General features: G+C 68.4%; 23 protein-coding genes and 1 tRNA gene. 10 read left to right on the forward strand and 14 right to left on the reverse strand.

Annotation, left to right across the window (positions count from 1 at the left end):
- Positions 1-11 precede the first annotated feature (11 nt).
- A complete protein-coding gene (locus AB0D18_RS05675; RefSeq protein WP_362413258.1) occupies positions 12-1,436 on the forward strand; it encodes a serine/threonine-protein kinase in 1,425 nt (474 codons plus the stop codon).
- A 45-nt stretch (positions 1,437-1,481) separates the two neighbouring features.
- Here AB0D18_RS05675 and AB0D18_RS05680 read toward each other — a convergent pair whose 3' ends face one another.
- The 14 genes from AB0D18_RS05680 to dnaA form a co-directional block, all read right to left on the reverse strand.
- On the reverse strand, positions 1,482-2,864 hold the full coding sequence (locus AB0D18_RS05680) for a hypothetical protein (RefSeq protein WP_362413260.1): 1,383 nt from the start codon (positions 2,862-2,864) through the stop codon (positions 1,482-1,484).
- Positions 2,864-3,421, reverse strand: a complete 558-nt coding sequence (locus tag AB0D18_RS05685; protein ID WP_362413261.1) for a hypothetical protein — start codon at positions 3,419-3,421, stop codon at positions 2,864-2,866. Before AB0D18_RS05685 ends, AB0D18_RS05680 begins: the two co-directional genes overlap by 1 nt.
- A 58-nt stretch (positions 3,422-3,479) precedes the next feature.
- Positions 3,480-3,812, reverse strand: a complete 333-nt coding sequence (locus tag AB0D18_RS05690; RefSeq protein WP_362413263.1) for a hypothetical protein — start codon at positions 3,810-3,812, stop codon at positions 3,480-3,482.
- The gene (locus AB0D18_RS05695; protein WP_362413265.1) at positions 3,809-4,249 is read right to left on the reverse strand and encodes a VWA domain-containing protein; all 441 of its coding nucleotides are present in this window, start codon (positions 4,247-4,249) and stop codon (positions 3,809-3,811) included. Before AB0D18_RS05695 ends, AB0D18_RS05690 begins: the two co-directional genes overlap by 4 nt.
- A 341-nt stretch (positions 4,250-4,590) precedes the next feature.
- Entirely contained in the window at positions 4,591-4,725 is a 135-nt protein-coding gene (locus AB0D18_RS05700; protein WP_003958712.1) for a DLW-39 family protein, read from the reverse strand.
- Between the two features lie 158 nt (positions 4,726-4,883).
- Positions 4,884-4,957, reverse strand: a tRNA-Ile gene (locus AB0D18_RS05705).
- A gap of 84 nt (positions 4,958-5,041) precedes the next feature.
- Positions 5,042-5,701 (reverse strand): DUF3566 domain-containing protein, encoded by a 660-nt coding sequence (locus tag AB0D18_RS05710; RefSeq protein WP_362413267.1) that lies wholly within the window; start codon positions 5,699-5,701, stop codon positions 5,042-5,044.
- Positions 5,702-5,794: 93 nt separating this feature from the next.
- The gene (gene gyrA, locus AB0D18_RS05715) at positions 5,795-8,416 is read right to left on the reverse strand and encodes a DNA gyrase subunit A (RefSeq protein ID WP_362413269.1); all 2,622 of its coding nucleotides are present in this window, start codon (positions 8,414-8,416) and stop codon (positions 5,795-5,797) included.
- Between the two features lie 42 nt (positions 8,417-8,458).
- On the reverse strand, positions 8,459-10,576 hold the full coding sequence (gene gyrB / locus AB0D18_RS05720; RefSeq protein ID WP_362413271.1) for a DNA topoisomerase (ATP-hydrolyzing) subunit B: 2,118 nt from the start codon (positions 10,574-10,576) through the stop codon (positions 8,459-8,461).
- Positions 10,577-10,928: 352 nt separating this feature from the next.
- On the reverse strand, positions 10,929-11,483 hold the full coding sequence (locus AB0D18_RS05725; RefSeq protein ID WP_362413437.1) for a DciA family protein: 555 nt from the start codon (positions 11,481-11,483) through the stop codon (positions 10,929-10,931).
- A gap of 47 nt (positions 11,484-11,530) precedes the next feature.
- Positions 11,531-12,652, reverse strand: a complete 1,122-nt coding sequence (recF, locus tag AB0D18_RS05730) for a DNA replication/repair protein RecF (protein ID WP_362413273.1) — start codon at positions 12,650-12,652, stop codon at positions 11,531-11,533.
- 47 nt (positions 12,653-12,699) lie between these two features.
- Positions 12,700-13,581, reverse strand: a complete 882-nt coding sequence (gnd, locus tag AB0D18_RS05735) for a phosphogluconate dehydrogenase (NAD(+)-dependent, decarboxylating) (RefSeq protein WP_362413275.1) — start codon at positions 13,579-13,581, stop codon at positions 12,700-12,702.
- A 132-nt stretch (positions 13,582-13,713) separates the two neighbouring features.
- Positions 13,714-14,844, reverse strand: coding sequence for a DNA polymerase III subunit beta (dnaN, locus tag AB0D18_RS05740; RefSeq protein WP_362413439.1), 1,131 nt, complete (start codon positions 14,842-14,844; stop codon positions 13,714-13,716).
- Positions 14,845-15,763: 919 nt separating this feature from the next.
- A complete protein-coding gene (dnaA, locus tag AB0D18_RS05745; protein ID WP_362413277.1) occupies positions 15,764-17,626 on the reverse strand; it encodes a chromosomal replication initiator protein DnaA in 1,863 nt (620 codons plus the stop codon).
- A 396-nt stretch (positions 17,627-18,022) separates the two neighbouring features.
- On the opposite strand from dnaA, the gene rpmH reads away from it, so the two are divergent.
- From rpmH to AB0D18_RS05790, 9 genes are all read left to right on the forward strand, one after another.
- On the forward strand, positions 18,023-18,160 hold the full coding sequence (rpmH, locus tag AB0D18_RS05750) for a 50S ribosomal protein L34 (protein ID WP_014137019.1): 138 nt from the start codon (positions 18,023-18,025) through the stop codon (positions 18,158-18,160).
- Between the two features lie 18 nt (positions 18,161-18,178).
- The gene (gene rnpA, locus AB0D18_RS05755; protein ID WP_362413279.1) at positions 18,179-18,580 is read left to right on the forward strand and encodes a ribonuclease P protein component; all 402 of its coding nucleotides are present in this window, start codon (positions 18,179-18,181) and stop codon (positions 18,578-18,580) included.
- Entirely contained in the window at positions 18,577-18,936 is a 360-nt protein-coding gene (yidD, locus tag AB0D18_RS05760; RefSeq protein ID WP_362413281.1) for a membrane protein insertion efficiency factor YidD, read from the forward strand. Before rnpA ends, yidD begins: the two co-directional genes overlap by 4 nt.
- 3 nt (positions 18,937-18,939) lie before the next feature.
- Complete coding sequence (yidC, locus tag AB0D18_RS05765; RefSeq protein WP_362413283.1) at positions 18,940-20,199, forward strand: membrane protein insertase YidC; 1,260 nt, start codon at positions 18,940-18,942, stop codon at positions 20,197-20,199.
- 14 nt (positions 20,200-20,213) lie between these two features.
- Positions 20,214-20,732, forward strand: coding sequence for a R3H domain-containing nucleic acid-binding protein (locus tag AB0D18_RS05770; RefSeq protein ID WP_362413284.1), 519 nt, complete (start codon positions 20,214-20,216; stop codon positions 20,730-20,732).
- A 99-nt stretch (positions 20,733-20,831) separates the two neighbouring features.
- Positions 20,832-21,551: a 16S rRNA (guanine(527)-N(7))-methyltransferase RsmG gene (gene rsmG / locus AB0D18_RS05775; RefSeq protein WP_362413286.1), complete on the forward strand. Its 720-nt coding sequence runs from the start codon at positions 20,832-20,834 to the stop codon at positions 21,549-21,551.
- A 252-nt stretch (positions 21,552-21,803) separates the two neighbouring features.
- Positions 21,804-22,880, forward strand: a complete 1,077-nt coding sequence (locus AB0D18_RS05780; RefSeq protein WP_362413288.1) for a ParA family protein — start codon at positions 21,804-21,806, stop codon at positions 22,878-22,880.
- Positions 22,877-23,992, forward strand: coding sequence for a ParB/RepB/Spo0J family partition protein (locus AB0D18_RS05785; RefSeq protein WP_362413290.1), 1,116 nt, complete (start codon positions 22,877-22,879; stop codon positions 23,990-23,992). Before AB0D18_RS05780 ends, AB0D18_RS05785 begins: the two co-directional genes overlap by 4 nt.
- A 302-nt stretch (positions 23,993-24,294) precedes the next feature.
- A complete protein-coding gene (locus tag AB0D18_RS05790) occupies positions 24,295-24,912 on the forward strand; it encodes a GNAT family N-acetyltransferase (protein ID WP_362413292.1) in 618 nt (205 codons plus the stop codon).
- Positions 24,913-24,920 lie beyond the last annotated feature (8 nt).

Here is a 24,920-nt window from a genome sequence, read left to right on the forward strand (position 1 = left end):
GGCGCAGCACAATGGGTGAGATATTCGCGGGCCGGTACGAGCTGATCGACCCGATCGGGCGGGGCGGAATGGGCGCGGTCTGGCGGTCCTGGGACCACCGGAGGCGCCGCTACGTCGCGGCCAAGGTGCTTCAGCAGAGCGATGCCCACACTCTGCTGCGCTTCGTGCGCGAGCAGGCGCTGCGCATCGACCATCCGCACGTCCTGGCGCCTGCCAGCTGGGCTGCGGACGACGACAAGGTCCTGTTCACGATGGAGCTGGTGAGCGGCGGTTCGCTCGCCCACGTCATCGGGGACTACGGCCCGCTCCCGCCCCGCTTCGTGTGCACCCTCCTGGACCAGCTCCTCGCCGGGCTCGCCGCGGTGCACGCGGAGGGGGTCGTGCACCGCGACATCAAGCCCGCGAACATCCTCCTGGAGGCGACCGGCACCGGCCGTCCGCACCTGCGTCTCTCCGACTTCGGCATCTCGATGCGCAAGGGCGAACCCCGCCTGACCGAGACCGACTACGTCGTCGGCACTCCCGGCTATTTCGCGCCCGAACAGATGATGGGCGCCGAACCGGACTTCCCCGCCGACCTGTTCGCGGTCGGTCTGGTCGCCCTCTACCTGCTCCAGGGGCAGAAGCCGGACTCCAAGGCTCTCATCGAGCACTTCGCCTCGCACGGGACCCCCACCGCCCCGGAGGGCATCCCGGAGCCCCTGTGGCAGGTCGTCGCGGGAATGCTCCAGCCGGACCCGCAGGCCCGGTTCCGTACGGCGACGGGGGCGCGCAAGGCGCTGACCGCAGCCGTCGAGATGCTCCCCGAGGCCGCCCCCGACGAGGACCCGGTCGAGGTCTTCGACCAGATCGGCCCGCTGCCGCCGGGCTTCGGCCCGTCCGGCCCCCTGCCTGCCGCCCCGCAGCCGGCCGCCGCACCCCACCCCGGCCAGGCCCAGGCCCAGGCGCAGGCTGAAGCCCAGGCCCAGGCTGAAGCCCAGGCCCAGGCCCCGTCTCCGTCCCCGTCCCCGTCCCCGCAGCACGCGGCCATGTCGCAGACCGGCAGCTTCCACCTCGCCCCGCCCCCGCAGCAGGGCCCGGTAGCACCCCAGTCCTTCCCGTCCCAGCTCTCGGCTCCGGCGGCTCCGGCTCCGTCGGCTCCGGCGCCTGCCGCGCCCTCGTCCGGCGTGCCCGCCCACCCGGCTCCGCCCTTCCTCGGTTCCGTTCCCGGCCCGCACCAGGCACCGACCGCCGTGGTCGACCACCAAGTGCCGCCCACCCGTGGATACCCCGCACCAGGCCCCGGGGTTCCCCGCCCGGCGGCGCCGGTTCCGTACCCGGGCCGGACACCGGCCGTGCAAAAGCGGCCGGGACCGCCCCCGAAGGTGACGGTCCCGGTGCTGGTGCTCGCGCTGATCTGCTTCGCCGTGGGCATCTGGGCCCTGACCCAGACCTGACCCGCGCCCGGCGGTCCGTACCGCCGGAGGGTCTGTACGCCGGGCCTACCAGGAGGCCGGAGGCGGCCCGTACCCCTGCTGGGGTGCGGGTGTGGGTGCGGACTGCGGCGGCCCTTCGACCGCACCCGCCCGGCGCCGCGCCAGCAGCGTCCACACCCCGAGTCCGAGGACGAGCACGGTGCCTGAGCCGATCCCGGTCGCCGCGACGAGCTGCATCGTGCTGCTCTGCGCGGCCTGCGCACCGCTCTGCCCGCTGGCCGCCGCGTCCCGGTCGTCCTCCGAGACTCCGAAGTCCCCGGCGGCCCCCGCGTAGGCGGGCCCCGCCCGCTTGTCGCCCTTCACGCTGACCCGCAGCGTCAACCCGTACGGCTTGTCCCCGAAGGTCGTACCGACCTTCGGGCTCAGCGTGACCCGCAGGTAGTACCAGCCCGCAAGCTGCATGTCCCCGTCGCCGCTGCTGGAGTTGAAGCGGTTCTCGTACGCCACGGGCGGCAGCGGATCCATCGCTGCCGTCTTCTGCTTCCCGTCGTACGACATCGAGCTGGCGTCCTGAACGAACCCGCGCGCGGGGTTGTACAGGTCGAAGGAGACGGCACTGCCCACGAACCCGTTCTTCGCCCCGACGGCGCTGTGCAGGTCGATGTCGGAGAAGATCTGCTGTCCCCAGTCGACGGGCACCCGGTAGAAGAGCGACTGCCCGGCCTTGATCTCGTCGCGCCACTCGCCGGTGGTCAGCCCGGTGGCGTCGTTGAAGCCCGTCCCGCCGTGGCGCTTCTGCGGCCCGCCGGAGGGCGGGGCGGGAGAGGCACTGGGCCAGCTCTTGGACGCCTCGGTCGGCCCGGCCGCCTTCAGGCCGGGTTCGGACTGGTAGCGGATCTCCAGCGCCCAGTCCTCCGGCGCGGAGGTGGCCGCCGTGGACCGCTCGACGAGCACGTAGTACGTGCCGGCCTCCTGGCAGCTGCTGGAGCCCGCCTCGATCGTCCGCGCCGCGTAGGTGCTGATCGGCCGGGCGTAATCGGCCGACCCGAAGCCCACGCTGTCGCCGGAGTCGCAGGAGCTGTTGCTGCGGTCGAGGACCGACACCTTGAGGTCGTCGCCGATCCCGACCTTGGGGCCGTTCTTGGGCACGGCGACCGCGGACACGTACGCGTTGCTCTTGGCGTCGAGGTCGAGCCGGTAGAACAGCTTGCCCTTCGGCCCGATGCTGTCCTTGTACGTCGCCCCGGCGGTCAGCGCCGGTGCGTCCGCCGTGCTCGCGGCCCCGCGGACCGGCTCGGCCGCCGTGTCGAAGACGTACGGTGCGGGCGTGCCCGCCGCCAGCGCCTGCCCCGGCAGTGCCACCACCGCACACAGCGCCGCCACCCCGGCGAGCGTCCTGCCCAGGCCCCTGGAGCCCGGAAGCCCCCGGCCTCTGCTGCGCTGCCCCATCACGAGCCACCCCTTGTCGTGTTCGCCGACGTCCGGCGCCGCACCGCGAGGAGTACAGCCCCGGCAACCACCACGACCGTCCCGCCCGCCACCGCGGCGATCGCGGTGCCGGACCATCCTGCCCCGCCCGCCCCGGGGCTGTCCGCCCGGGTGACCGATTCCCCGGCGGGGCTCGGAGCGGGAGCGGCCCGCCCCTTCACAAGAGGCGCGTCGTACTGGGGTCCTGAGCGTGCGTCACCGAGGACCGCAACGCGCAGGACCACCCCGACCCGCGGGTTCTCGGCGACCTCCGCGGTGTAGAGCGTCTTCGGGTCGAAGCCGCCGCTTCCGCTGCCGACGGGCGCCCGCGCGGGCGTGCAGACCTGCTTCATGCCGTACGACATGACGCTTGCACCGCCCTCGACCGTGGGCTCGTTGGCGAACTCCACGTCGTAGCGCACCTGTTGCCCCCAGCCCGCCGGCACCTTGCACCAGAGGGTCTGCGAGGGCAGGATCCGGTCGCGCCACACGCCGGCGCCGAGCTGCCTGGCGTCGTTGAAGCCGGTGCCGCCCCGCACGCCCTTCGGGTCGCCGGCCGGCAGCGGCGCCTTCTGGGCACCCGGGCGACGGCCGTGGTCAGCGGTGTGGCGCCCTCGTTCTGGAGAAAGCGCTCGGTGCTGTTCTCGCAGGCGCTGCTCCCGTCGTACTCGATGCGGGGCCTTCAGCGCGTCGGTACCGGGTCTCGCCCGGCCCAATGGTGTCGAGGTACTGACCGGGCGTCAGGGCCGGTGCGGCGCCCCGGACCGACGCGCCCTCGACCCGTTTGCCGCGGAAGCGGTAGCCGTCCGCGGAGAGTTGGGCGGCGCGCTGGAGCCGGCGGGCCAGCGCCGCAGCTTCGGGGGCGTCGTAGTAACGCCCGTTGCCCGCCTCCGCGATGCACTCCAGCTGCTTGCGGGCCGCACCCTTCACCTGGAAGCCGACGGCGTCGATGCGCAGCCGACGCCGCTGCGGCCGAGCTGTTCGGCGACCTCGCAGGGCTGCGGCGTACCGCAGTTGTCCTCACCGTCGGAGATCAACAGGACGGTGCGCTGCCCGATCGACCCGTCAGAAGCCCTGGGAAGGTCCTGTGCGGCCTTCAGGGGGGACAGGCCGACGGGAGTGCCCCCCTTGGGCTGCACGCCGTTCACGGCGCGTTTCAACGCCTCCCGATCGAGCTTCCGTACGGGCCGTACGAGGCGGGTGTCGGCGCACCCCTTGGGCAGGTCGGCGCCGTACACCCGCAGCCCGGTCGGATGGCCGTCCGGCAGCCCGTCCACCACGGCGGACACCGCACTGCGGGCCACCTCCATCCGCGTACGCCCGGATCCGTCGCCGTCGGCCATCGAGCCGGAGGAGTCGAGCACCATCACCAGGCCACCCCGGTCGGCACCCCCGCCCGATGTTTCACGTGAAACGCCCGGCCCGGTTTCACGTGAAACATTCGCGGCCCCGGCGGCCGAAATCCCCGCCAGCACCCCGAGCAAAGCCCCGCCGACCACAACGGCCGCCACCCGAGCCCTCACCGAGCCCCCTCGCATCATTGAGTTTGCTCTCGCAAGCCAGTGATTTGCGCAAGAGAACACAAGGGGGTTGGGTCACTGTCCCACAACGGCCACTTTCACCAAACCCGGCGGCACACAGCCCTTTACACAGCAAAGAACCCCGGCCGCATCAGCGACCGGGGTTCCTGCACTCTGACTACTGGAGCTCACACACCCGAACCTGCGGGCACGGAGTCAGTCGCCTCCGTCCACAGATCCTGCTCGGCGCGATCCGCCTGGATCTGGCGGTACACGAGGAGCCCGCCAATGGCGGCCAGTGCGACCAGGAGAAGCTTCTTCACCGCGCTACCTCGTCTTTCCATGACGTAGGAGACCTTTGGCGGCCGACTATACACACCGGCCGATACCGATCGGTGACCTACCGGGGGGTTCAACTTCGCGACGCACAAAAGCGGTTGGCCCGGACGAGAACTTCCTCGTCCGGGCCAACCGGTAACTGTGGGGCTAACAGGATTTGAACCTGTGGCCTCATCCTTATCAGGGATGCGCTCTAACCAACTGAGCTATAGCCCCGCCGCGCTCGCGCGCTGACTTCTGAAGATTAGCGCACGTGGGGGGCAGTGCCAAAATCGGTTCTCCGCCCCCCTCCGCGAGGTCCTACTCGTCCTCGGCGAGCGTGAGCTCCACACCGCCCACGAATCCGGCCGACAGGTTGTAGATAAAGGCACCCAGCGTCGCCAGCGCCGTCGCCAGCACCACGTCGATCACCGCAATCACCGACGTGAAGATCAGCACCCGCGGCAGCGACAGGAACGACTGCAGGTCAAAACCGCTGCTCTCGCCGGACCCGGCCGTCGAGCTGGTCGCCTCACTGATCGTGCCGCCGACGGTCGCGAAGACGCCCATGGCGTCCATGACCATCCACAGCACGGCCGCCGCGATCACCGTGCAGATGCCCAGCGCGATCGACAGCAGGAAGCTGACCTTCATCACCGACCACGGGTCGGCCTTCGCCACCCGCAGCCTGGCCTTGCGCGTACGAGGCGTCGTCCGCGCACCGGTACGGGGCAACCGCACGGCCCCGGTCTGCCCTCCCTGCGTACCGCCGCCGCCCTGACCCTGGGAAGCAGGACCGCGCTGGCCACCCTGGGTGGCACCGCCGCCCTGCTGAGAGCCCTGTGTCGCCTGGTAGGCCTGCGGCGGGTGGTACGGCTGGGATCCGGGCCCCTGGCCCGGCTGGTCCCGCTCGCCGGGCAGCGGCCCGGCCGCGTACCCGTCGTAGTTCTGCTGGGGCTGCGGCCCCCGGGTGTCCGTCACAGTTCCCCCCTGGGAGTCCGCGGCAGAGCCACGGGCACCGGGTGCTCCAGCACCGGAAGCGTTTCCTCCGGTGCCCGTGGCTCCACTCACGACCTACTCCTCGTGCTCCCCTGCCGAAGGCTCTGCGCCCTCGACGACTTCGGCAGCGGTCGTAGCAGCGACCGCACCGTCCGCTTCGGTCTCCGGGCCGTCATCGACGCCGTCGACCTCTTCGGCCTCACGGCCGGCCTCGGCATTGCGGGCGATGCCGACAACGGCATCCCGCTTGCCCAGGTTGATCAGTTGGACGCCCATGGTGTCACGGCCCGTCTCCCTGACTTCGCTGACTCGCGTACGAATCACACCACCGCCGAGCGTGATGGCGAGGATCTCGTCCGTCTCCTCCACCACCAGCGCACCGACGAGCGAACCCCGGTCCTCCACGATCTTGGCGGCCTTGATGCCCAGACCGCCGCGGCCCTGGACGCGGTACTCGTCGACGGGGGTGCGCTTCGCGTACCCGCCGTCGGTTGCGGTGAAGACGAACGTACCGGTCCTGACGACATTCATCGAGAGAAGTTCATCGCCCTCGCGGAAACTCATGCCCTTTACACCCGATGTGGCGCGGCCCATCGGACGCAGCGCGTCGTCCGTCGCCGTGAACCGGATCGACTGGGCCTTCCGGCTGACCAGCAGCAGATCGTCCTCGGCCGACACCAGCTCCGCGCCGATCAGCTCGTCGTCGCTGCCGTCCGGGGTCTCCCGCAGGTTGATCGCGATGACACCACCCGAACGGGGCGAGTCGTAGTCCTTCAGCGACGTCTTCTTCACCAGGCCGCCCTTGGTGGCCAGGATCAGGTACGGCGCCGCGTCGTAGTCCCGGATCGCCAGGATCTGCGCGATCTTCTCGTCCGGCTGGAACGCGAGGAGGTTCGCCACGTGCTGACCACGCGCGTCCCGGCTCGCGTCCGGAAGCTCGTACGCCTTCGCCCGGTACACCCGGCCCTTGTTCGTGAAGAACAGCAGCCAGTGGTGTGTGGTCGTCACGAAGAAGTGGTCGACGATGTCGTCCTGCTTCAGCTTCGTGCCGCGCACGCCCTTGCCGCCGCGCTTCTGCGACCGGTAGTCCTCGGTCTTGGTGCGCTTGACGTAGCCGCCACCGGTGATGGTGACGACGATGTCGTCCTCGGCGATCAGGTCCTCCATGGACATGTCGCCGTCGAAGGGCACCAGCTGGGAGCGCCGGTCGTCGCCGAACTTGTCGACGATGACGGCCAGTTCCTCGCTGACGATGCCGCGCTGGCGCTCCGGGGAGGCCAGGATCGCGTTGTACTCGTTGATCTTGGACTGGAGCTCGTCGTGCTCGGCGACGATCTTCTGCCGCTCCAGAGCGGCCAGTCGGCGCAGCTGCATCTCCAGGATCGCGTTCGCCTGGATCTCGTCGATCGACAGCAGGCCCATCAGGCCCTCACGGGCGATCTCGACCGTGTTCGACCGGCGGATCAGCGCGATGACCTCGTCGATCGCGTCCAGCGCCTTGAGCAGACCGCGCAGAATGTGCGCCCGCTCCTCCGCCTTGCGCAGACGGAAGCGCGTACGCCGGACGATGACCTCGATCTGGTGCGTCACCCAGTGCCGGATGAACGCGTCCAGCGACAGCGTGCGCGGCACCCCGTCGACCAGCGCCAGCATGTTCGCGCCGAAGTTCGACTGCAGGTCGGTGTGCTTGTACAGGTTGTTCAGCACGACCTTGGCGACCGCGTCACGCTTCAGCACGACGACCAGGCGCTGACCGGTGCGCGACGAGGTCTCGTCCCGGACGTCCGCGATGCCGCCGACCTTGCCGTCCTTCACCAGGTCGGCGATCTTCTGCGCCAGGTTGTCCGGGTTGGTCTGGTACGGGAGTTCCGTGACGACCAGGCACTGCCGGTTCTGGATCTCCTCGACCGCCACCACGGCGCGCATCGTGATCGAGCCGCGGCCCGTCCGGTACGCCTCCTCGATGCCCTTGCGGCCCACCACCAGCGCGCCGGTCGGGAAGTCGGGGCCCTTGATGCGCTCCATCAGCGCGTCCAGGAGCTCCTCGTGGGAGGCCTCCGGGTTCTCCAGGTACCACTGCGCACCGGCGGCGACCTCGCGCAGGTTGTGCGGCGGGATGTTCGTCGCCATACCGACCGCGATGCCCGCCGAGCCGTTGACCAGCAGGTTCGGGAAACGGGCCGGCAGAACCGTCGGCTCCTGGTTACGGCCGTCGTAGTTGGCCGTGAAGTCGACGGTCTCCTCGTCGATGTCGCGCACCATCTCCATGGAGAGGTTCGCCATCTTGCACTCGGTGTAGCGCATCGCGGCCGCCGGGTCGTTGCCCGGGGAGCCGAAGTTGCCGTTGGAGGCCACCAGCGGCATCCGCATCGACCACGGCTGCGCCAGCCGCACCAGCGCGTCGTAGATCGAGGAGTCGCCGTGCGGGTGGTACGTACCCATGACGTCACCGACGACACGGGCGCACTTGTAGAAGCCCTTCTCGGGCCGGTAACCGCCGTCGTACATCGCGTACAGCACACGGCGGTGGACGGGCTTCAGACCGTCCCGTACGTCCGGAAGCGCACGCGCCACGATGACGGACATCGCGTAGTCGAGATACGAACGCTGCATCTCGGTCTCGAGCCCGACGGGCTCGATCCGCATGACCTGCTCTTCTTCTGCGGCGGGGGTAACGGGGGTGTTCTCGTCGGCCATTGCTGGTCAAAATCCTTTCGAAGCGGTCAGCGACAGACCGACTCAGATGTCGAGGAAGCGGACGTCCTTGGCGTTGCGCTGGATGAACGAGCGCCGTGCCTCGACGTCCTCACCCATCAGCACCGAGAACAGGTCGTCGGCCTGGGCCGCGTCGTCGAGCGTCACCTGGCCGAGCACACGGTGGTCGACGTCCATCGTGGTGATGCGCAGCTCCTCGGCATCCATCTCGCCGAGACCCTTGAAACGCTGGAGGTCACCCTCCTTGATGCGCTTGCCCTGCTGCTCGCCCGCCTCGCGAAGCGCGTCGCGCTCACGGTCGGAGTACGCGTACTCGACGTGGTCACGGCCCCACTTGAGCTTGTACAGCGGCGGACGCGACAGGTACACGTGCCCCGCCTCGACCAGCGGCCGCATGAAGCGGAACAGGAACGTCAGGAGCAGCGTGTTGATGTGCTGACCGTCGACGTCGGCGTCCGCCATCAGGATGATCTTGTGATAGCGGAGCTTCTCGATGTCGAAGTCCTCGTGCACACCGGTACCGAAGGCACTGATCAGCGCCTGGACCTCGGTGTTCTGGAGGATCTTGTCGATCCGCGCCTTCTCGACGTTCAGGATCTTGCCTCGAATGGGCAGGATCGCCTGGTACATCGGGTTGCGGCCGGACTTCGCGCTGCCGCCGGCGGAGTCACCCTCGACGATGAAGATCTCGCACTTCGTCGGGTCGTTCGACTGGCAGTCGCTGAGCTTGCCCGGCAGCGACGCCGACTCCAGCAGACCCTTGCGGCGGGTCAGATCGCGCGCCTTGCGGGCGGCGACACGGGCCGTGGCGGCCTGGATCGCCTTGCGGATGATGTCCGCCGCCTCGTTCGGATTGCGGTCGAACCAGTCGTTGAGGTGCTCGTGCACGACCTTCTGCACGAAGGTCTTCGCCTCCGTGTTGCCCAGCTTGGTCTTCGTCTGGCCCTCGAACTGCGGCTCGCCCAGCTTCACCGAGATGATCGCGGTCAGACCCTCGCGGATGTCCTCACCGGCGAGGTTGTCGTCCTTCTCGCGCAGGAACTTCTTCTCGCGGGCGTACCGGTTCACCAGACCCGTCATCGCCGCACGGAAACCCTCTTCGTGCGTACCGCCCTCGTGCGTGTGGATCGTGTTCGCGAACGAGTACACGCCCTCGCTGTACTGCGAGTTCCACTGCATCGCGATCTCGACCGAGAGCATCCGCTCCTTGTCCTCGGCCTCGACGTCGATGACGGTCGGGTGGATGAGCTCACCCTTGCGCGAGTTCAGGTACTTCACGAAGTCGACGATGCCGCCCTCGTAGTGGTACGTGACCGTACGCACCTGCTCTTCGTCCGCGCCCTCTGCCGAGTCCGCACCGGCGACGGCCTTCGCCGACTCCCGCTCGTCCGTCAGCCTGATGGTCAGTCCCTTGTTGAGGAACGCCATCTCCTGGAAACGCCGCGACAGGGTCTCGAAGGAGTACTCCGTGGTCTCGAAGATGTCGCCGTCGGCCCAGAACGTCACCGCGGTGCCGGTCTCGTCGGTCGCCTCGTGCCGCTCCAGCGGCGCCACCGGCACACCGAGCTTGTACTCCTGCGTCCAGCGGTAGCCGTCGGTCCTGATCTCCACCGCGACGCGCTGCGACAGCGCGTTCACCACGGACACACCCACGCCGTGCAGACCGCCGGAGACGGCGTAACCGCCGCCGCCGAACTTGCCGCCCGCGTGCAGGACCGTCAGCACGACCTCGACGGCAGGCTTGCCCTCCGACGGGATGATGCCGACGGGGATACCGCGGCCGTTGTCGACCACGCGCACGCCGCCGTCGGCCAGGATCGTCACGTCGATCATGTCCGCGTGGCCAGCCAGGGCCTCGTCGACCGAGTTGTCGACCACTTCCTGCACCATGTGATGCAGACCACGCTCACCGGTCGAGCCGATGTACATGCCCGGTCGCTTGCGGACCGCGTCCAGGCCTTCCAGGACGGTGATCGCGCTGGCGTCGTAGGAGGAGTTGTTGGCTCCCATGGACACGGCTGCGACCGCCGCGGCGGGGACCACCTGAGAGGAGGCGCCGCCTCCGTCCTCGCCTGCGGTGGACTGACTGATTTCGTTGGGGTTGCCGGAATCGGCCACGAAGCGCCCTTTCTGGCACAGCACAGGCCCATCCCCTGCCGTCGGCTGGGGGAATCCCCATCCCCAGGCAGGCAGGAGCGGCTGCGTCGTTCTGTGTGAGTCGATGTGCCCCGCGAAACAAGCGAGGACTACGCATCAGTCTACCGGTAGCGCGGACATGAATGGGGGTTTGCCGGTACCTGAGTCCGCATGTGCCGCCCCGAACCGGGGCCGACCTACTCCCCATATCCGGGGAGGGGCTCCAGGCGGCTCACACCGGCGTCCAGGGCTTCGAGCTGTCAACCTCCCACTACGGTGAGGGACGCCTCACTCCCACCGCGCGGTTTCACGTGAAACATCCTCGCCATGTTTCACGTGAAACATGGACGGACCAGCCCTACCCGTACGTATCGCCGGGCCCGGTGCTCCCCGGCGCCCGAAGCGGGCCGTACCGGCGCTGCGGAGCATTCGGCCCCTGCAGTTTGATCAGCCGTACGGTGTCCCGGCCGAGCTCACCGTTGAGCCGCCGCAGCAGATCCGGAATCATCCACTTCAGCTGGGTCGCCCACGCCGTCGAATCGCACCGCACCACCAGGACCCGCTCGTCCTCGTCGAACTTCAGCGGCTCCGAATGCTGGGCGACGTCCGGCCCCACGATGTCCTTCCACCGCCCCATCACCCCGCTGACCGCGATCGGCATCTCCCAGCCCCGCTCGGTCTTCAGCCGGTCCAGCGCCGCACCCAGCTTCAGCGGGTCCCGGCCGTCCGCACCCGACCCCGACCGCAGGCTGCCGCCCCGGCGCACCGTCTTCTTCTGCTGCGCCGCCGCACCCCGGGCGCGCGCCTGCTCCTTCGCCGCAGCCAACGCCTGACGGGCCAGGTCCACGCCCGAGGACTCCGGCACCCCCGTCGCCGAAGCGGGCTTGGGTCCCGGACCGTGCTTCGGCTCCAAAGCGGGCTTCGGCTCCGGCACGGCGGACCCGTTCTTGTCCTTGGCACTCACAGTCGGGTCACCTCACCGTCGGCGACCGCATAACGGGCCCCCGCCAGCGCTCCCGGAACGTCGTCGTCCACCGCCGCCGTCACCAGCACCTGCTCCCCCGGAGCCACCAGCTCCGCCAGCCGCTCCCGGCGGCGTGCGTCCAGCTCGGCGAACACGTCGTCGAGGACCAGCACCGGCTCATTGCCCTCCGAACGCAGCAGATCGTACGAAGCCAGCCGCAGCGCCAGCGCGTACGACCAGGACTCCCCGTGGCTCGCATAGCCCTTCGCGGGCAACTGGCCCAGCTTCAGCAGCAGTTCGTCCCGGTGCGGGCCGACCAGCGTCACGCCCCGCTCGATCTCCTGCTTGCGCGCCCCGGCGAGCGCCTCCATCAGCTGCCCGTACAGGTCCTCGCGCGACAGCGCCTCACCCGGCGCCGAATTGCGGTACTCAAGCGCCACCGGGCCACCACCGGGCGCGAGTTGCTCGTACGCCTTGTCGGCCAGCGGCTGAAGCGCCGCGATCAGATCCAGCCGCTGCGCGAGGAGCTCCGCACCGACCTTCGCCAGGTGCTGGTCCCACACGTCGATGGTGGACATGTCCATCGAGCGGCCGCCGTGCCGCCTGGCCATCGCCGCGGACTTGAGGAGGGTGTTGCGCTGCTTGAGCACACGGTCGTAGTCCGACCGCACCCCGGCCATGCGCGGCGAGCGCGCCGTGATCAGCTCGTCCAGGAACTTGCGGCGCTCACCGGGATCACCCTTCACCAGCGCGAGATCCTCGGGCGCGAACAGGACGGTTCGTACGATGCCCAGCACGTCACGCGGCCTGACCTGCGACGACCTGTTGATGCGGGCACGGTTGGCCCGGCCGGGATTGAGCTCCAGCTCGACCAGCTGGGAGCGCTCGCCCTGTGTGACGGCGGCCCGGATCACCGCCCGCTCGGCCCCCATCCGTACCAGCGGAGCATCCGAGGACACCCGGTGGCTGCCGAGGGACGCCAGATAGCCGACCGCCTCGACGAGATTCGTCTTGCCCTGCCCGTTCGCCCCCACGAACGCGGTGACGCCCGGGTCGAGCGGAACCTCGACCCGGGCGTACGAGCGGAAGTCGGCCAGCGACAGATGCGTGACGTGCATGGTGGTGCGCCGACCTTCCCCGACTGTGTCCTGCTGTTGCTGCGGTCCTACTTCTTCTTGGACTCGACCGCGTGACCGCCGAACTGGTTGCGCAGCGCGGCGATCATCTTCATCTGCGGGGAGTCGTCCTGACGCGACGCGAAACGCGCGAACAGGGAGGCTGTGATCGCGGGCAGCGGCACCGCGTTGTCGATGGCGGCCTCGACGGTCCAGCGGCCCTCGCCCGAGTCGGCGGCGAAGCCGCGCAGGCCCTCCAGGTGCTCGTCGTCGTCCAGTGCGTTGACCGCCAGGTCCAGCAGCCAGGAACGGATGACCGTGCCCTCCTGCCAGGAGCGGAAGACCTCGCGCACGTCCGTGACGGAGTCGACCTTCTCCAGGAGCTCCCAGCCCTCGGCGTACGCCTGCATCATGGCGTACTCGATGCCGTTGTGGACCATCTTCGCGAAGTGGCCGGCGCCGACCTTGCCCGCGTGGACCGAGCCGAACTCGCCCTCGGGCTTGAGCGCGTCGAAGACCGGCTGCACCTTCGCCACGTCGTCGGCGTCGCCGCCGTACATCAGCGCGTAGCCGTTCTCCAGGCCCCAGACACCGCCGGAGACGCCGCAGTCGACGAAGCCGATGCCCTTGGCCTTCAGCTCCTCGGCGTGCTTCTCGTCGTCCGTCCAGCGCGAGTTGCCACCGTCGACGACCACGTCGCCGGGGGACAGCAGCTCGCCCAGCGCGTCGATCGTGGACTGGGTGGCGTCACCGGCCGGGACCATGACCCAGACCACGCGCGGCCCCTTGAGCTTGCCCACAAGCTCTTCCAGGCTGTGGACATCAGCGACGTCCGCGTTGCGGTCGTAACCGATGACGGTGTGACCTGCGCGGCGGATGCGCTCGCGCATGTTGCCGCCCATCTTGCCGAGGCCGACGAGACCGAGCTCCATCAGAGATTCCTTAACCTTCGAGGCGATTCGTACCCAAGGTCCGAGCCTACGCCCGGCCTGCGCGGATGGCCCGAGGGGCACGTGAGGCCCGGCGCCACCTGGGCCCCGGGCCTGCACCGCAGTCCTGTGGGATCAGCCCGAGAGCCGCACCGGCATGATCAGGTACTTGTACGCGTCGTCCGCCTCGGCGTCCGCGGCCGGGCGGCCGCTGAGCAGCGCCGGCTTGGTGGACGTCGTGAAGGACAGCTGGGCGACCGGGGAGTCGATCGCGCTCAGGCCGTCCAGCAGGAACGTCGGGTTGAAGGCGATCGAGATGTCGTCGCCGTCGAGGTTCGCGTCGACGCGCTCCACAGCCTGTGCATCGTCGCTGGAACCCGCTTCGAGGATCAGCACGCCCTGCTCGAAGGTCAGCCGGACCGGAGTGTTCCGCTCGGCGACCAGCGCCACACGCTTGACGGCCTCGACGAACGGGGCGGTCTCGATGACCGCGACCGAGTTGAACTCCGTCGGGAACAGCGTCCGGTACTTCGGCAGGTCGCCTTCGAGCAGACGAGTCGTCGTACGACGGCCCGCGCCCTCGAAGCCGATCAGGCCCTCGCCGGAGCCCGAGCCGGACAGCGCGATCGTCACCGTGTCACCACTGGTCAGCGACTTGGCGGTGTCCAGGAGCGTCTTGGCGGGCACCAGGGCGACCGCGGACGCCTCCGGGTCCTCCGGCTTCCACAGGAACTCGCGGACCGCGAAGCGGTAGCGGTCGGTCGACGCCAGCGTGACCGTCTCGCCCTCGATCTCGATACGCACACCGGTCAGCACCGGCAGCGTGTCGTCACGGCCGGCAGCGATGGCCACCTGGGCAGCGGCGGACGCGAAGACCTCACCGGGGACGGTGCCCGTGGCGGTCGGCATCTGCGGCAGCGCCGGGTACTCCTCCACAGGGAGGGTGTGGAGTGTGAATCGCGAGGAGCCACAGGCCACGGTCGCCCGTACACCGTCTGTGGAAATCTCCACCGGGCGGTTGGGGAGTGCCCGGCAGATGTCGGCAAGCAGCCGGCCGGACACCAGGACCGTGCCGTCCTCCTCGACCTCGGCGTCGACCGACACACGGGCCGAAACCTCGTAGTCGAAGCCGGAGAGGCTCAGCGCGCCCTCCTCGGCCTTCAGCAGAAGGCCCGCGAGGACGGGCACCGGCGGACGGGCCGGGAGGCTGCGGGCCGTCCAGGCCACCGCCTCCGCGAGTACATCGCGCTCCACCCGGATCTTCACCGGAACCGCCTCCTGCTGTTGCTGGCTCGCCCTGCTGGCTTTCGTCGTCTGACCGGTGTCTCCCGGCATCGGCCGGGGAAGTTCACCGGGGACCAGTCTGACGCACGTCACCGACAGTCCGTACGGCTGCCGGTCAAGTCGTGGCGAGAGGCGCCAGGAGCATCCGGGCCGAGTTGTGCACAGGGCCTTCTTCGATGCGGATTCTGGGCTAACTCTTAGTGGGAGTAGTAGTAGGGCCTGTGGAAACCGTGGATAACCCCGTTTCCGCAGCTCAGACCCACTTTTTTGTCCACCGCGCCTGTGGGTGGAACCCGTGGACAACCTGCCGTTTCTGTGGACGGCGAAAAGTTCTGCACACCCGATGCACAGGCAGGGGTGACTTCCCCACAGCTGTGTCCCCAGCTTTACCCACCTTCCCCACAGCCCAACCGACCCCCTTGGTGTGACGCCTTTCACTCGACCCAGTGAGAGGGGGTGTTGTGTTGCCGAACAGTGGACAGCCGTGTGGAGAAGCTGGGGACAAGACCCCGGAGCCTGTGGGCCGCCCGTGGACAACTCAATCGGCCCCCTGTGGAAGAAAAACTTGTCCACAGCCTGTGGATCAAGGTTTGCCACAATTCCACAACCACCTGACCTGGGGTGATGAAGTCTCAGCAACCGCCCCTGTGGACACAATCGGGACAACTTCCCAGTCCCCAGGGTGTGGACGGAACATCGTCCCAGGATCTGTGGAGAACTCCAGCCCACGGGGCCAAATTCGAACAGCGGCGAGCCTGGCGTGGGCATCAACAGCCTTGGGACAACGCTCCGGATGACGTCCTGGAGGTCTCGGGACGACGCAGGGACGAAGCCGGGACGAAGAAAAGGGCGCCGGGAGAATGCTTCTCCTGGCGCCCTCGCAGACGTACAGCCGGCTCTGTCAGCCGTTCTTGATGCGGTTGGTGAGCTCGGTGACTTGGTTGTAGATGGAGCGGCGCTCGGCCATCAGGGCCCGGATCTTGCGGTCCGCGTGCATCACCGTCGTATGGTCGCGGCCGCCGAACTGCGCGCCGATCTTCGGCAGCGAGAGGTCCGTGAGCTCCCGGCACAGATACATCGCGATCTGCCGGGCCGTCACCAGCACGCGGCTGCGCGACGATCCGCACAGGTCGTCCACCGTCAGACCGAAGTAGTCCGCGGTGGCCGACATGATGGCCGGCGCGGTGATCTCCGGCGAGGCGTCCTCGCCACCGGGAATGAGGTCCTTCAGTACCTGCTCGGTGAGACCGAGGTCCACCGGCTGCCGGTTCAGGCTCGCGAAGGCCGTGACCCGGATCAGTGCCCCCTCCAGCTCGCGGATGTTGCGCGAGATGCGGGAGGCGATGAACTCCAGTACCTCCGGCGGGGCATTGAGCTGCTCCTGCACGGCCTTCTTGCGGAGGATCGCGATCCGCGTCTCCAGCTCCGGCGGCTGTACGTCGGTGGTCAGACCCCACTCGAAGCGGTTGCGCAGCCGGTCCTCCAGCGTGACCAGCTGCTTGGGCGGCCGGTCGGAGGACAGCACGATCTGCTTGTTCGCGTTGTGCAGCGTATTGAAGGTGTGGAAGAACTCCTCCTGCGTCGACTCCTTGCTCGCGAGGAACTGGATGTCGTCGACGAGCAGGATGTCCACGTCGCGGTAGCGCTTGCGGAAGGCGTCGCCCTTGCCGTCGCGGATCGAGTTGATGAACTCGTTGGTGAACTCCTCCGAGCTCACGTACCGCACACGCGTGCCGGGGTAGAGGCTGCGGGCGTAGTGGCCGATCGCGTGCAGCAGGTGCGTCTTGCCGAGCCCGGACTCCCCATAGATGAAGAGGGGGTTGTATGCCTTCGCGGGCGCCTCGGCGACGGCGACTGCGGCCGCGTGCGCAAACCGGTTCGACGAGCCGATGACGAAGGTGTCGAAGAGGTACTTCGGGTTCAGGCGGGCCTGCGGCTCACCGGGGCCGGGGGCCGGCGCGGGCTGCGCGGCGAGCGGGCCCGGTGCACCGCTGGCGGCCGGCAGGTTCTGGCCGCCGCCGTGGCGCGGGCCCTGGTCCTGGCGCTCGGAGCGCTCCTGGCGCTGGTGGTCGTACTGCGACTGCTGGTCGTAGGGCTGCCGGTCGGGCAGCTGGGAGCGGTAGTCGTGCTGCGGCGGCCGGGAGTAGGAGTCGCGCTCCTGGAACCCGCCGAGCCGGGGCTGCTGCCAGCCGCCGTGGTCGTCCTGCTGCTCGCCGGGCCAGGAGCCGGGCGCGGGGCGCGACTGCTGGCGATACTCGGGGTAGGCGGGGCGGGCGGTGGGCAGACCGTCGTCCTGCTGACGGCGCCCGTAGGAGTCGTAGGTGTCGCGTGCGTCCCGGCTGTCGCGCGTATCTCTGCTGTCGCGTGCATCGCGGTGGTCGCGTACGTCGCGCTGCTGCGGGTCGTCGTGCTGCTGGCTCTGCTGCTGTCCCTGGTACGGGGACTGCTGCTGGGGCTGCTGCCGCATGGGCTGGGGTGCGGGGGACTCGCCGACGGAGTCGTCCACCGTGATCGCGATGCGGATCGGGCGGCCGCACTCGTGGCTCAGCGCCTCACTGATGAGCGGGGCGAGCCGGCCCTCCAGGACCTGCTTGCTGTACTCGTTCGGCACGGCGAGGAGGGCGGTGTCCGCGACCAGCGCGAGTGGCTGGCAGCGCTCGATCCACTGTCTGTCCTTGGCCTCGAAGCCCTGCTGGCCCTCGCCGAGCAGGTGCTCCAGCACGCGTGGCCACACTGCGGCAAGATCGGCAGGTACGTCAGCCACAGGGCACGCTCTCTCACAGGTCCCACGAAGGTGTGGTTCTCGGGACGGGACGGAATGGACAGGCTGGGCAGGCACGGACAGACGGGCCGCATGCTTACGAAAGCCTGAATCCAGGTTTGGCCACGGTAGTCGCGGCAGCTCACACGGTTCAAGTTGTTGTCCACAGGCTGTGCACAAAGCGGCTCCGGGAAGCCCCGGTTTGACCGGATGGCGTAGCCGCGCGTACCGTAACCAGGTCGAGTTGTCGATGGCTGCTGCCGCCTGCCTCCGATGGGCAAAGATCATGGTCAATGATCGTGAAGCGGTGCACTGAGAGCGTTGCGAGCTTCCTCGTGGGCGCACGGTGACAGCCAGGCGATGTGTTCGCCACCCCCGATTCATTTCTGGAGCCCCCGAGTGAGCAAGCGCACCTTCCAGCCGAACAACCGCCGTCGTGCCAAGACCCACGGCTTCCGTCTGCGCATGCGTACCCGCGCCGGCCGCGCCATCCTGGCGAACCGCCGTGCCAAGGGCCGCACTGAGCTGTCCGCCTGATCCCGTACGGGTCATGACGTGCTGCCTACCGAGAATCGGCTGAGGCGGCGCGAGGACTTCGCAACCGCAGTACGACGAGGGCGTCGCGCAGGCCGCCCGCTTCTTGTCGTCCACCTACGCAGTAGCGGTGCAACGGACCCGCACGCGGCAGGGGAGAGCTCTCCCCCGACGCGTGCGGGTTTCGTCGTGAGCAAGGCCGTTGGCGTCGCAGTGGTACGCAATGCGGTGAAGCGGAGACTGCGCCACCTCATGCGCGACAGGATCGCCGAGCTGCCCCCCGGTAGCCTGGTGGTCGTACGGGCGCTGCCCGGAGCGGGTGACGCCGACCACGCACAGCTGGCCCGAGACCTGGACGCCGCACTGCAGCGGCTGCTGGGCGGGGCTCCCCATACCGAAGGTCGGGGGAGAGGCACGCGATGAAGTACCCGCTGCTGGCACTCATCAAGCTGTACCAGTGGACCATCAGCCCCCTGCTCGGGCCGGTCTGCCGGTACTACCCGTCGTGTTCCCACTACGGATTCACGTCCATCGACCGGCACGGTGCGGTGAAGGGAACTGCCCTCACCGCCTGGCGCATCCTGCGGTGCAACCCGTGGTCGCCCGGTGGTGTGGACCATGTCCCGCCACGTACCAGGCGGCGGTGGCACGAAGCGCTGCGCGACGCGTGGCGCGGCAGCAAGGGCGAGAAGTCCGCCGTTGGCGTGTCTTCTCGGGGATCGGCCCCCGACACCCCGAGCCCGGCCGCAGAGACCTCGCCCAATGCTCAAGGAGCTTGATTAGTGGACACGATTGCCAGTCTGTTCAGCTTCATCACCTGGCCTGTTTCCTGGGTCATCGTCCAGTTCCACAAGGTGTACGGGGCCATTTTCGGCCCGGACACAGGGTGGGCCTGGGGCCTGTCCATCGTGTCCCTCGTGGTGCTGATCCGTATCTGCCTGATCCCGCTCTTCGTGAAGCAGATCAAGTCGACGCGGAACATGCAGGTGCTCCAGCCGAAGATGAAGGCGATCCAGGAGCGCTACAAGAGCGACAAGCAGCGTCAGTCCGAAGAGATGATGAAGCTGTACAAGGAGACGGGTACCAACCCGCTCTCCTCGTGCCTTCCCATCCTGGCGCAGTCGCCGTTCTTCTTCGCCCTGTACCACGTGCTCTCCGCCATCGCCGACGGCAAGAAGATCGGCGTCATCAACGAGTCGCTGCTGGACAGTGCCCGTCAGGCACACATCTTCGGTGCCCCGCTGGCCGCGAAGTTCATGGACAACGCGGACAAGGTTGCTGACCTGGGTGCCTCGGGGACCTCGGTCAAGATCGTCACCGCAGTCATGATCGTGATGATGTCGGCGTCGCAGTTCTTCACGCAGCGCCAGCTCATGACGAAGAACGTCGACCTCACGGTCAAGACGCCGTTCATGCAGCAGCAGAAGATGATGATGTACATCTTCCCGGTGATGTTCATGGTGATGGGCATCAACTTCCCCGTCGGTGTCCTCGTCTACTGGCTGACCACCAACGTGTGGACCATGGGCCAGCAGATGTACGTCATCAACCAGAACCCGACGCCCGGCAGCAAGGCCCAGGACTCCTACCTGCAGCGTCTGCTGAAGAGCACGGTGGCCACGGGCGAGGTCAAGGCGCGGCGCAAGCGCAACGTCGTCAAGGTGATCGTCGCCAAGGGGACCGACCGCAACGACGTCGAGCGCAAGTTCATCAACGGCCTGGCCAAGGCCGGTCTGGTGGCAGAGCCGGACGGCTCGATCGTGAAGAGCAGCACTGCGGTCGCAGAGGACGAGGGCGGAGCGTCCCTCGCCAAGCGCCAGCAGCCCAAGCGCCAGACCAAGGCGAAGCGTCAGTCCGCCACCGCACAGCAGGGCACGGCCGCCAAGGTTTCCGAGGACTCCGGCTCCAAGACGTCGTTGGAGAAGAAGGACGAGGCGCAGGACGCCAAGCCCACGGCCGGCAAGCCCGCCGGTTCCGCACGCCAAGCCAAGTCCGGGCAGCGCAAGGGTCCGCAGCGGCCCAAGCACCCGTCCAAGAAGTAAGAAGGAGTCCTCCCGTGACGGACGGCACCACCACTTCCTCCGCCCCTGCCGAGGGCACCGACACGCTGTCGCGCCTGGAGCAGGAGGGCGAGATCGCGGCCGACTACCTCGAGGGTCTGCTCGACATCGCCGACCTCGACGGCGACATCGACATGGATGTCGAGGCCGACCGGGCCGCTGTCTCGATCATCAGCGACTCCAGCGGCCGTGACCTGCAGAAGCTCGTGGGCCGTGACGGCGAGGTGCTCGAAGCGCTTCAGGAGCTGACCCGCCTCGCCGTGCACCGCGAGACCGGTGACCGCAGCCGGCTGATGCTGGACATCGCGGGCTTCCGGGCCAAGAAGCGCGAGGAGCTCGCGGAGATCGGCGCCAAGGCGGCGGACGAGGTCAAGACCTCGGGCGCTCCGGTGAAGCTCGACCCGATGACGCCGTTCGAGCGCAAGGTCGTGCACGACGCGGTCGCCGCGGCGGGTCTGCGCAGCGAGTCCGAGGGCGAGGAGCCCGAGCGCTTCGTCGTTGTGCTCCCGGCCTGACCGGATTCTTGCCTTTCGGCCCCGTCTGTTCGCAGGCGGGGCCGATCTTTGTCAGCCTGATAGTCAGCCACCATAGTGCGGTACGGAAGGACGGTCCCCGTGACGGAGGCAGCAGCGGAGCTTCCCCAGGCCCCGGAAGTAGCCAAGGCAGTATTCGGTGAATTCTTCCCGGAGGCTGTTCGGTACGCGGAGCTGCTCGCGGACGCGGGAGTCAAGCGTGGGCTGATCGGCCCGCGCGAGGTGCCGCGTCTGTGGGAGCGGCACCTGCTCAACTGTGCCGTGCTCTCGGAGGTCGTGCCCGAGAACATCACCGTGTGCGACGTGGGGTCGGGTGCCGGTCTGCCCGGAATTCCGCTCGCGTTGGCACGCCCCGACCTGAAGATCACCCTGCTTGAGCCGCTGCTGCGGCGTACGAACTTCCTTCAGGAGGTCGTCGAGCTGCTGGGCCTGGACCATGTCACGGTCGTACGGGGCCGGGCCGAGGAGGTCATGGGGAAGGTGGAGCCCGTGCACGTGGTGACCGCGCGCGCGGTGGCTCCGCTGGACCGGCTGGCCGGCTGGGGCGTTCCGCTGCTGCGTTCGTACGGCGAGATGCTCGCGCTCAAGGGTGACACCGCCGAGGAGGAGCTCAAGGGTGCGCGGGCCGCGCTCAGCAAGCTCGGTGTGGTGAAGACCGAAGTGCTCCAGGTCGGCGAGGGAGTGGTGGATCCGCTCTCCACGGTGGTGCGCGTCGAGGTCCGGGAGAGTCCGGGCGGTGTGCGGTTCGCGGCGAAGCGGGCAAAGGCGGCGCGGACGGGCAGGGCGCGGCGTCGCCGCTGAACGGATGATGTCCCGGTGATGCTCCATACAAGGCGCCGTACGTACGCGGCGCGGAGTGTCGGGGTCTCTTGGTGAGTCCGCCCGTGCATCGTGTTTCACGTGAAACGTCGCTCGCTGCTGCAAGGAATCATCAGCCGGGGTCGTGCGGCTGCCACTCCGCACGAATCGAGACCCGAAAGGGCCATGGGGTTGTCCACAAGGGCGGGTTCTTCCACAGGAGAACGGGCCTCACTGGTTCATGACCCCCAAAGCGTGACAGGCTCTGAGCATTACGAGCCTGAAGTCGAGGAGAGTGAATCCTTGCGGTCCGACGCCAACATCGCGGGACCGATGACCGATCCGGTCCCCGGCCCCCGTACCGAAGCGGCGGGAGACGATGTTTCACGTGAAACATCGCCCCTGCCGGACGACACCCCCATTGGTCGTGCTGCCCAACTGGCGGTAGATGCTCTCGGCCGTGCCGGCGAGGGGCTGCCGAGGCCTGAGCAGACACGTGTGATGGTGGTCGCCAACCAGAAGGGCGGCGTGGGGAAGACCACGACAACGGTCAACCTCGCTGCCTCGCTCGCCCTGCACGGTGCGCGGGTTCTGGTGATCGACCTCGATCCGCAGGGCAACGCCTCCACGGCGCTGGGAATCGACCATCACTCCGAAGTTCCTTCGATCTATGACGTCCTGATCGACAGCAAGCCGCTGTCGGACGTGGTCCAGCCGGTCCGGGACGTCGAGGGTCTCTTCTGTGCCCCGGCCACCATCGATCTGGCCGGCGCCGAGATTGAGCTGGTGTCCCTGGTGGCACGGGAGAGCAGACTCCAGCGTGCGATCCAGGCGTACGAGCAGCCGCTGGACTACGTCCTCATCGACTGCCCGCCGTCCCTGGGGCTGCTGACCGTCAATGCGATGGTCGCGGGTGAGGAAGTGCTGATCCCGATCCAGTGCGAGTACTACGCGCTGGAAGGTCTCGGCCAGTTGCTGCGGAACGTGGAGCTGGTGCGTGGGCACCTCAACCCCGAACTGCATGTGTCGACGATCCTGCTGACCATGTACGACGGCCGGACCCGGCTCGCCTCGCAGGTGGCGGAGGAAGTGCGCAGTCACTTCGCCAAGGAAGTCCTCAAGACCAGTATCCCGAGGTCCGTCCGGATCTCGGAGGCTCCCAGCTATGGGCAGACCGTGCTCACCTACGACCCGGGCTCCAGCGGCTCGCTGTCGTATCTCGAAGCGGCGCGGGAGATCGCGTTGCGGGGGGCCGGTGTCTTCTACGAGGCGCAGCACGCCCATGCTGTCGACCAGAACAATCAGCACAGCATGGCGGAGGGTGTCCAATGAGCAATCGACCTAGAGGACTGGGACGCGGGCTCGGCGCGCTGTTCCCGCAGGGTCCGCAGGAGAGGCAGACGCCTGCTTCCGAGTCGGCTCCGGTGTCGCCGGTGTCCGCGCCGGGGGTACTGACGGCCGAGCGTGGGGTGGCTGCGGCGAAGGTGACCGCACTGCCTTCGGACCATGTTTCACGTGAAACATCGGTGCCGTCGCAGGAGCGGGAACCTGAGCACGCTGCGGCGGAGCCGATGGAGTCGCCCACCGGTGCGTACTTCGCCGAGGTGCCGATCCGGGCGATCAACCCCAACCCCCGGCAGCCGCGCGATGTGTTCGACACCGACGCCCTTGCCGAGCTGGTCACTTCCATCAAGGAAGTGGGTCTCCTCCAGCCCGTCGTCGTGCGGCAGACGAGCGCGGACCGCTACGAGCTCATCATGGGTGAGCGGCGCTGGCGGGCGTGCAAGGAAGCCGGGCTGGAGCGGATTCCCGCGATCGTCCGGGCAACCGAGGACGAGAAGCTCCTGCTCGACGCTCTGCTGGAGAACCTGCACCGCGCCCAGCTCAACCCGCTGGAAGAGGCCGCGGCCTACGACCAGTTGCTGAAGGACTTCGACTGCACGCACGACCAGCTCGCCGACCGGATCGGTCGTTCGCGCCCGCAGGTCTCCAACACTCTGCGTCTGCTGAAGCTTTCCGCGCCGGTGCAGAAGAGGGTGGCGGCCGGTGTGCTGTCGGCCGGTCATGCGCGGGCCCTGCTGACGCTGGATGACTCCGACGAGCAGGACGTCCTCGCCAAGCGCATCGTGGCCGAGGGCCTCTCGGTGCGCACGACCGAGGAGATCGTCAAGCTGATGAACTCCAAGCCGAAGAGCGAGACGAAGCCGAAGGGGCCGAGGGCGGGGGCCTTGATGGCTCCCGCACTGTCGGACCTGGCGTCGCGCCTGTCGGACCGGTTCGAGACGCGGGTGAAGGTCGACCTCGGGAAGAAGCGCGGGAAGATCACCGTCGAGTTCGCGTCGGTGGAGGATCTGGAGCGGATCCTGGGCACCCTGGCCCCGGGCGAGGGGCGCGTTCTGGAGAAGAGCCTCACCGAGCAGGACGGGCAGGACGAGGAGAGCTGAGCCTCCGCGAACTGTGGTGAAGGGCGGGGGTGTTGCGGCAATGGCCGGAACACCCCCGCCCTTTGCTTGTCGTCGGTACCCGTCCGATTGCCCGGTGGATACGATGCTTGGTGGTACGGCGCATCCACTGTGATCCACCTCAGGGAGGGCGGAGCCATGCGAACGGTGAGCCGGGGCCAATTGGTGACTGCAGCGCTCGGACTTGGGGCTGTCGGCGGGTTCGTCGGCAGCTTGATCCAGGAGCGGAGCGCACTGAGCGCCGCTCGCGATGCGGCAGGCGAAGAAAGTGGGGAACAGCCTTCATGGGGCGTCGGCTCGTACCGCTCACGCTGGACAACCTTGCGGATCTTCCCAACCGGTGCCGCGGCTGCGTCTTCTGGGAACTCGATCCCGTTCGTGGAGAAGCAGCGATAGGGGCGGGCAGGGCAGAGCTGGAGAAGGAGGCCTGGATTTCGGCCGTCCTGCTGGAGTGGGGGTCCTGCGGCCGGGTGGTCTATGTGGACGAGGTCCCGGTGGGCTTCGTGATGTACGCGCCTCCGGCGTATGTGGCGCGGGCGACGGCCTTTCCCACGAGCCCGGTGTCCCCCGACGCGGTGCAGCTGATGACGGCGCTGATCGTGCCCGGATACCAGGGGCAGGGGCTCGGGCGGGTGATGGTGCAGACGGTGGCCAAGGACCTTCTCCAGCGGGGCTTCAAGGCCATCGAAGCGTTTGGTGATGCGCGCTGGAAGGAGCCGGGCTGTCTGCTCCCGGCGGATCATCTGCTGGCGGTCGGCTTCAAGACGGTGCGGCCGCATCCGAGGTATCCCCGGCTGAGACTCGAGCTCCGTACGGCGCTTTCCTGGAAGGAAGACGTGGAACTGGCGCTGGACAAGCTGCTGGGCGTGGTCCAGAAGGATCCGGCGCTCCGGCCGCTGTAGCGAAAACG

It is taken from the genome of Streptomyces sp. NPDC048442, from assembly GCF_040651475.1.
Lineage (GTDB): Bacteria > Actinomycetota > Actinomycetes > Streptomycetales > Streptomycetaceae > Streptomyces.

Coding starts and splice junctions, on each gene's coding strand:
- gnd (WP_362413275.1), bottom strand. CDS start 13,581: ATGGAGCTCGGTCTCGTCGGCCTCGGCAAGATGGGCGGCAACATGCGC.
- gyrA (WP_362413269.1), bottom strand. CDS start 8,416: ATGGCCGACGAGAACACCCCCGTTACCCCCGCCGCAGAAGAAGAGCAG.
- AB0D18_RS05790 (WP_362413292.1), top strand. CDS start 24,295: ATGGGGCGTCGGCTCGTACCGCTCACGCTGGACAACCTTGCGGATCTT.
- AB0D18_RS05675 (WP_362413258.1), top strand. CDS start 12: ATGGGTGAGATATTCGCGGGCCGGTACGAGCTGATCGACCCGATCGGG.
- yidD (WP_362413281.1), top strand. CDS start 18,577: ATGAAGTACCCGCTGCTGGCACTCATCAAGCTGTACCAGTGGACCATC.
- AB0D18_RS05680 (WP_362413260.1), bottom strand. CDS start 2,864: ATGGGGCAGCGCAGCAGAGGCCGGGGGCTTCCGGGCTCCAGGGGCCTG.
- recF (WP_362413273.1), bottom strand. CDS start 12,652: ATGCACGTCACGCATCTGTCGCTGGCCGACTTCCGCTCGTACGCCCGG.
- AB0D18_RS05785 (WP_362413290.1), top strand. CDS start 22,877: ATGAGCAATCGACCTAGAGGACTGGGACGCGGGCTCGGCGCGCTGTTC.
- AB0D18_RS05695 (WP_362413265.1), bottom strand. CDS start 4,249: ATGGTGCTCGACTCCTCCGGCTCGATGGCCGACGGCGACGGATCCGGG.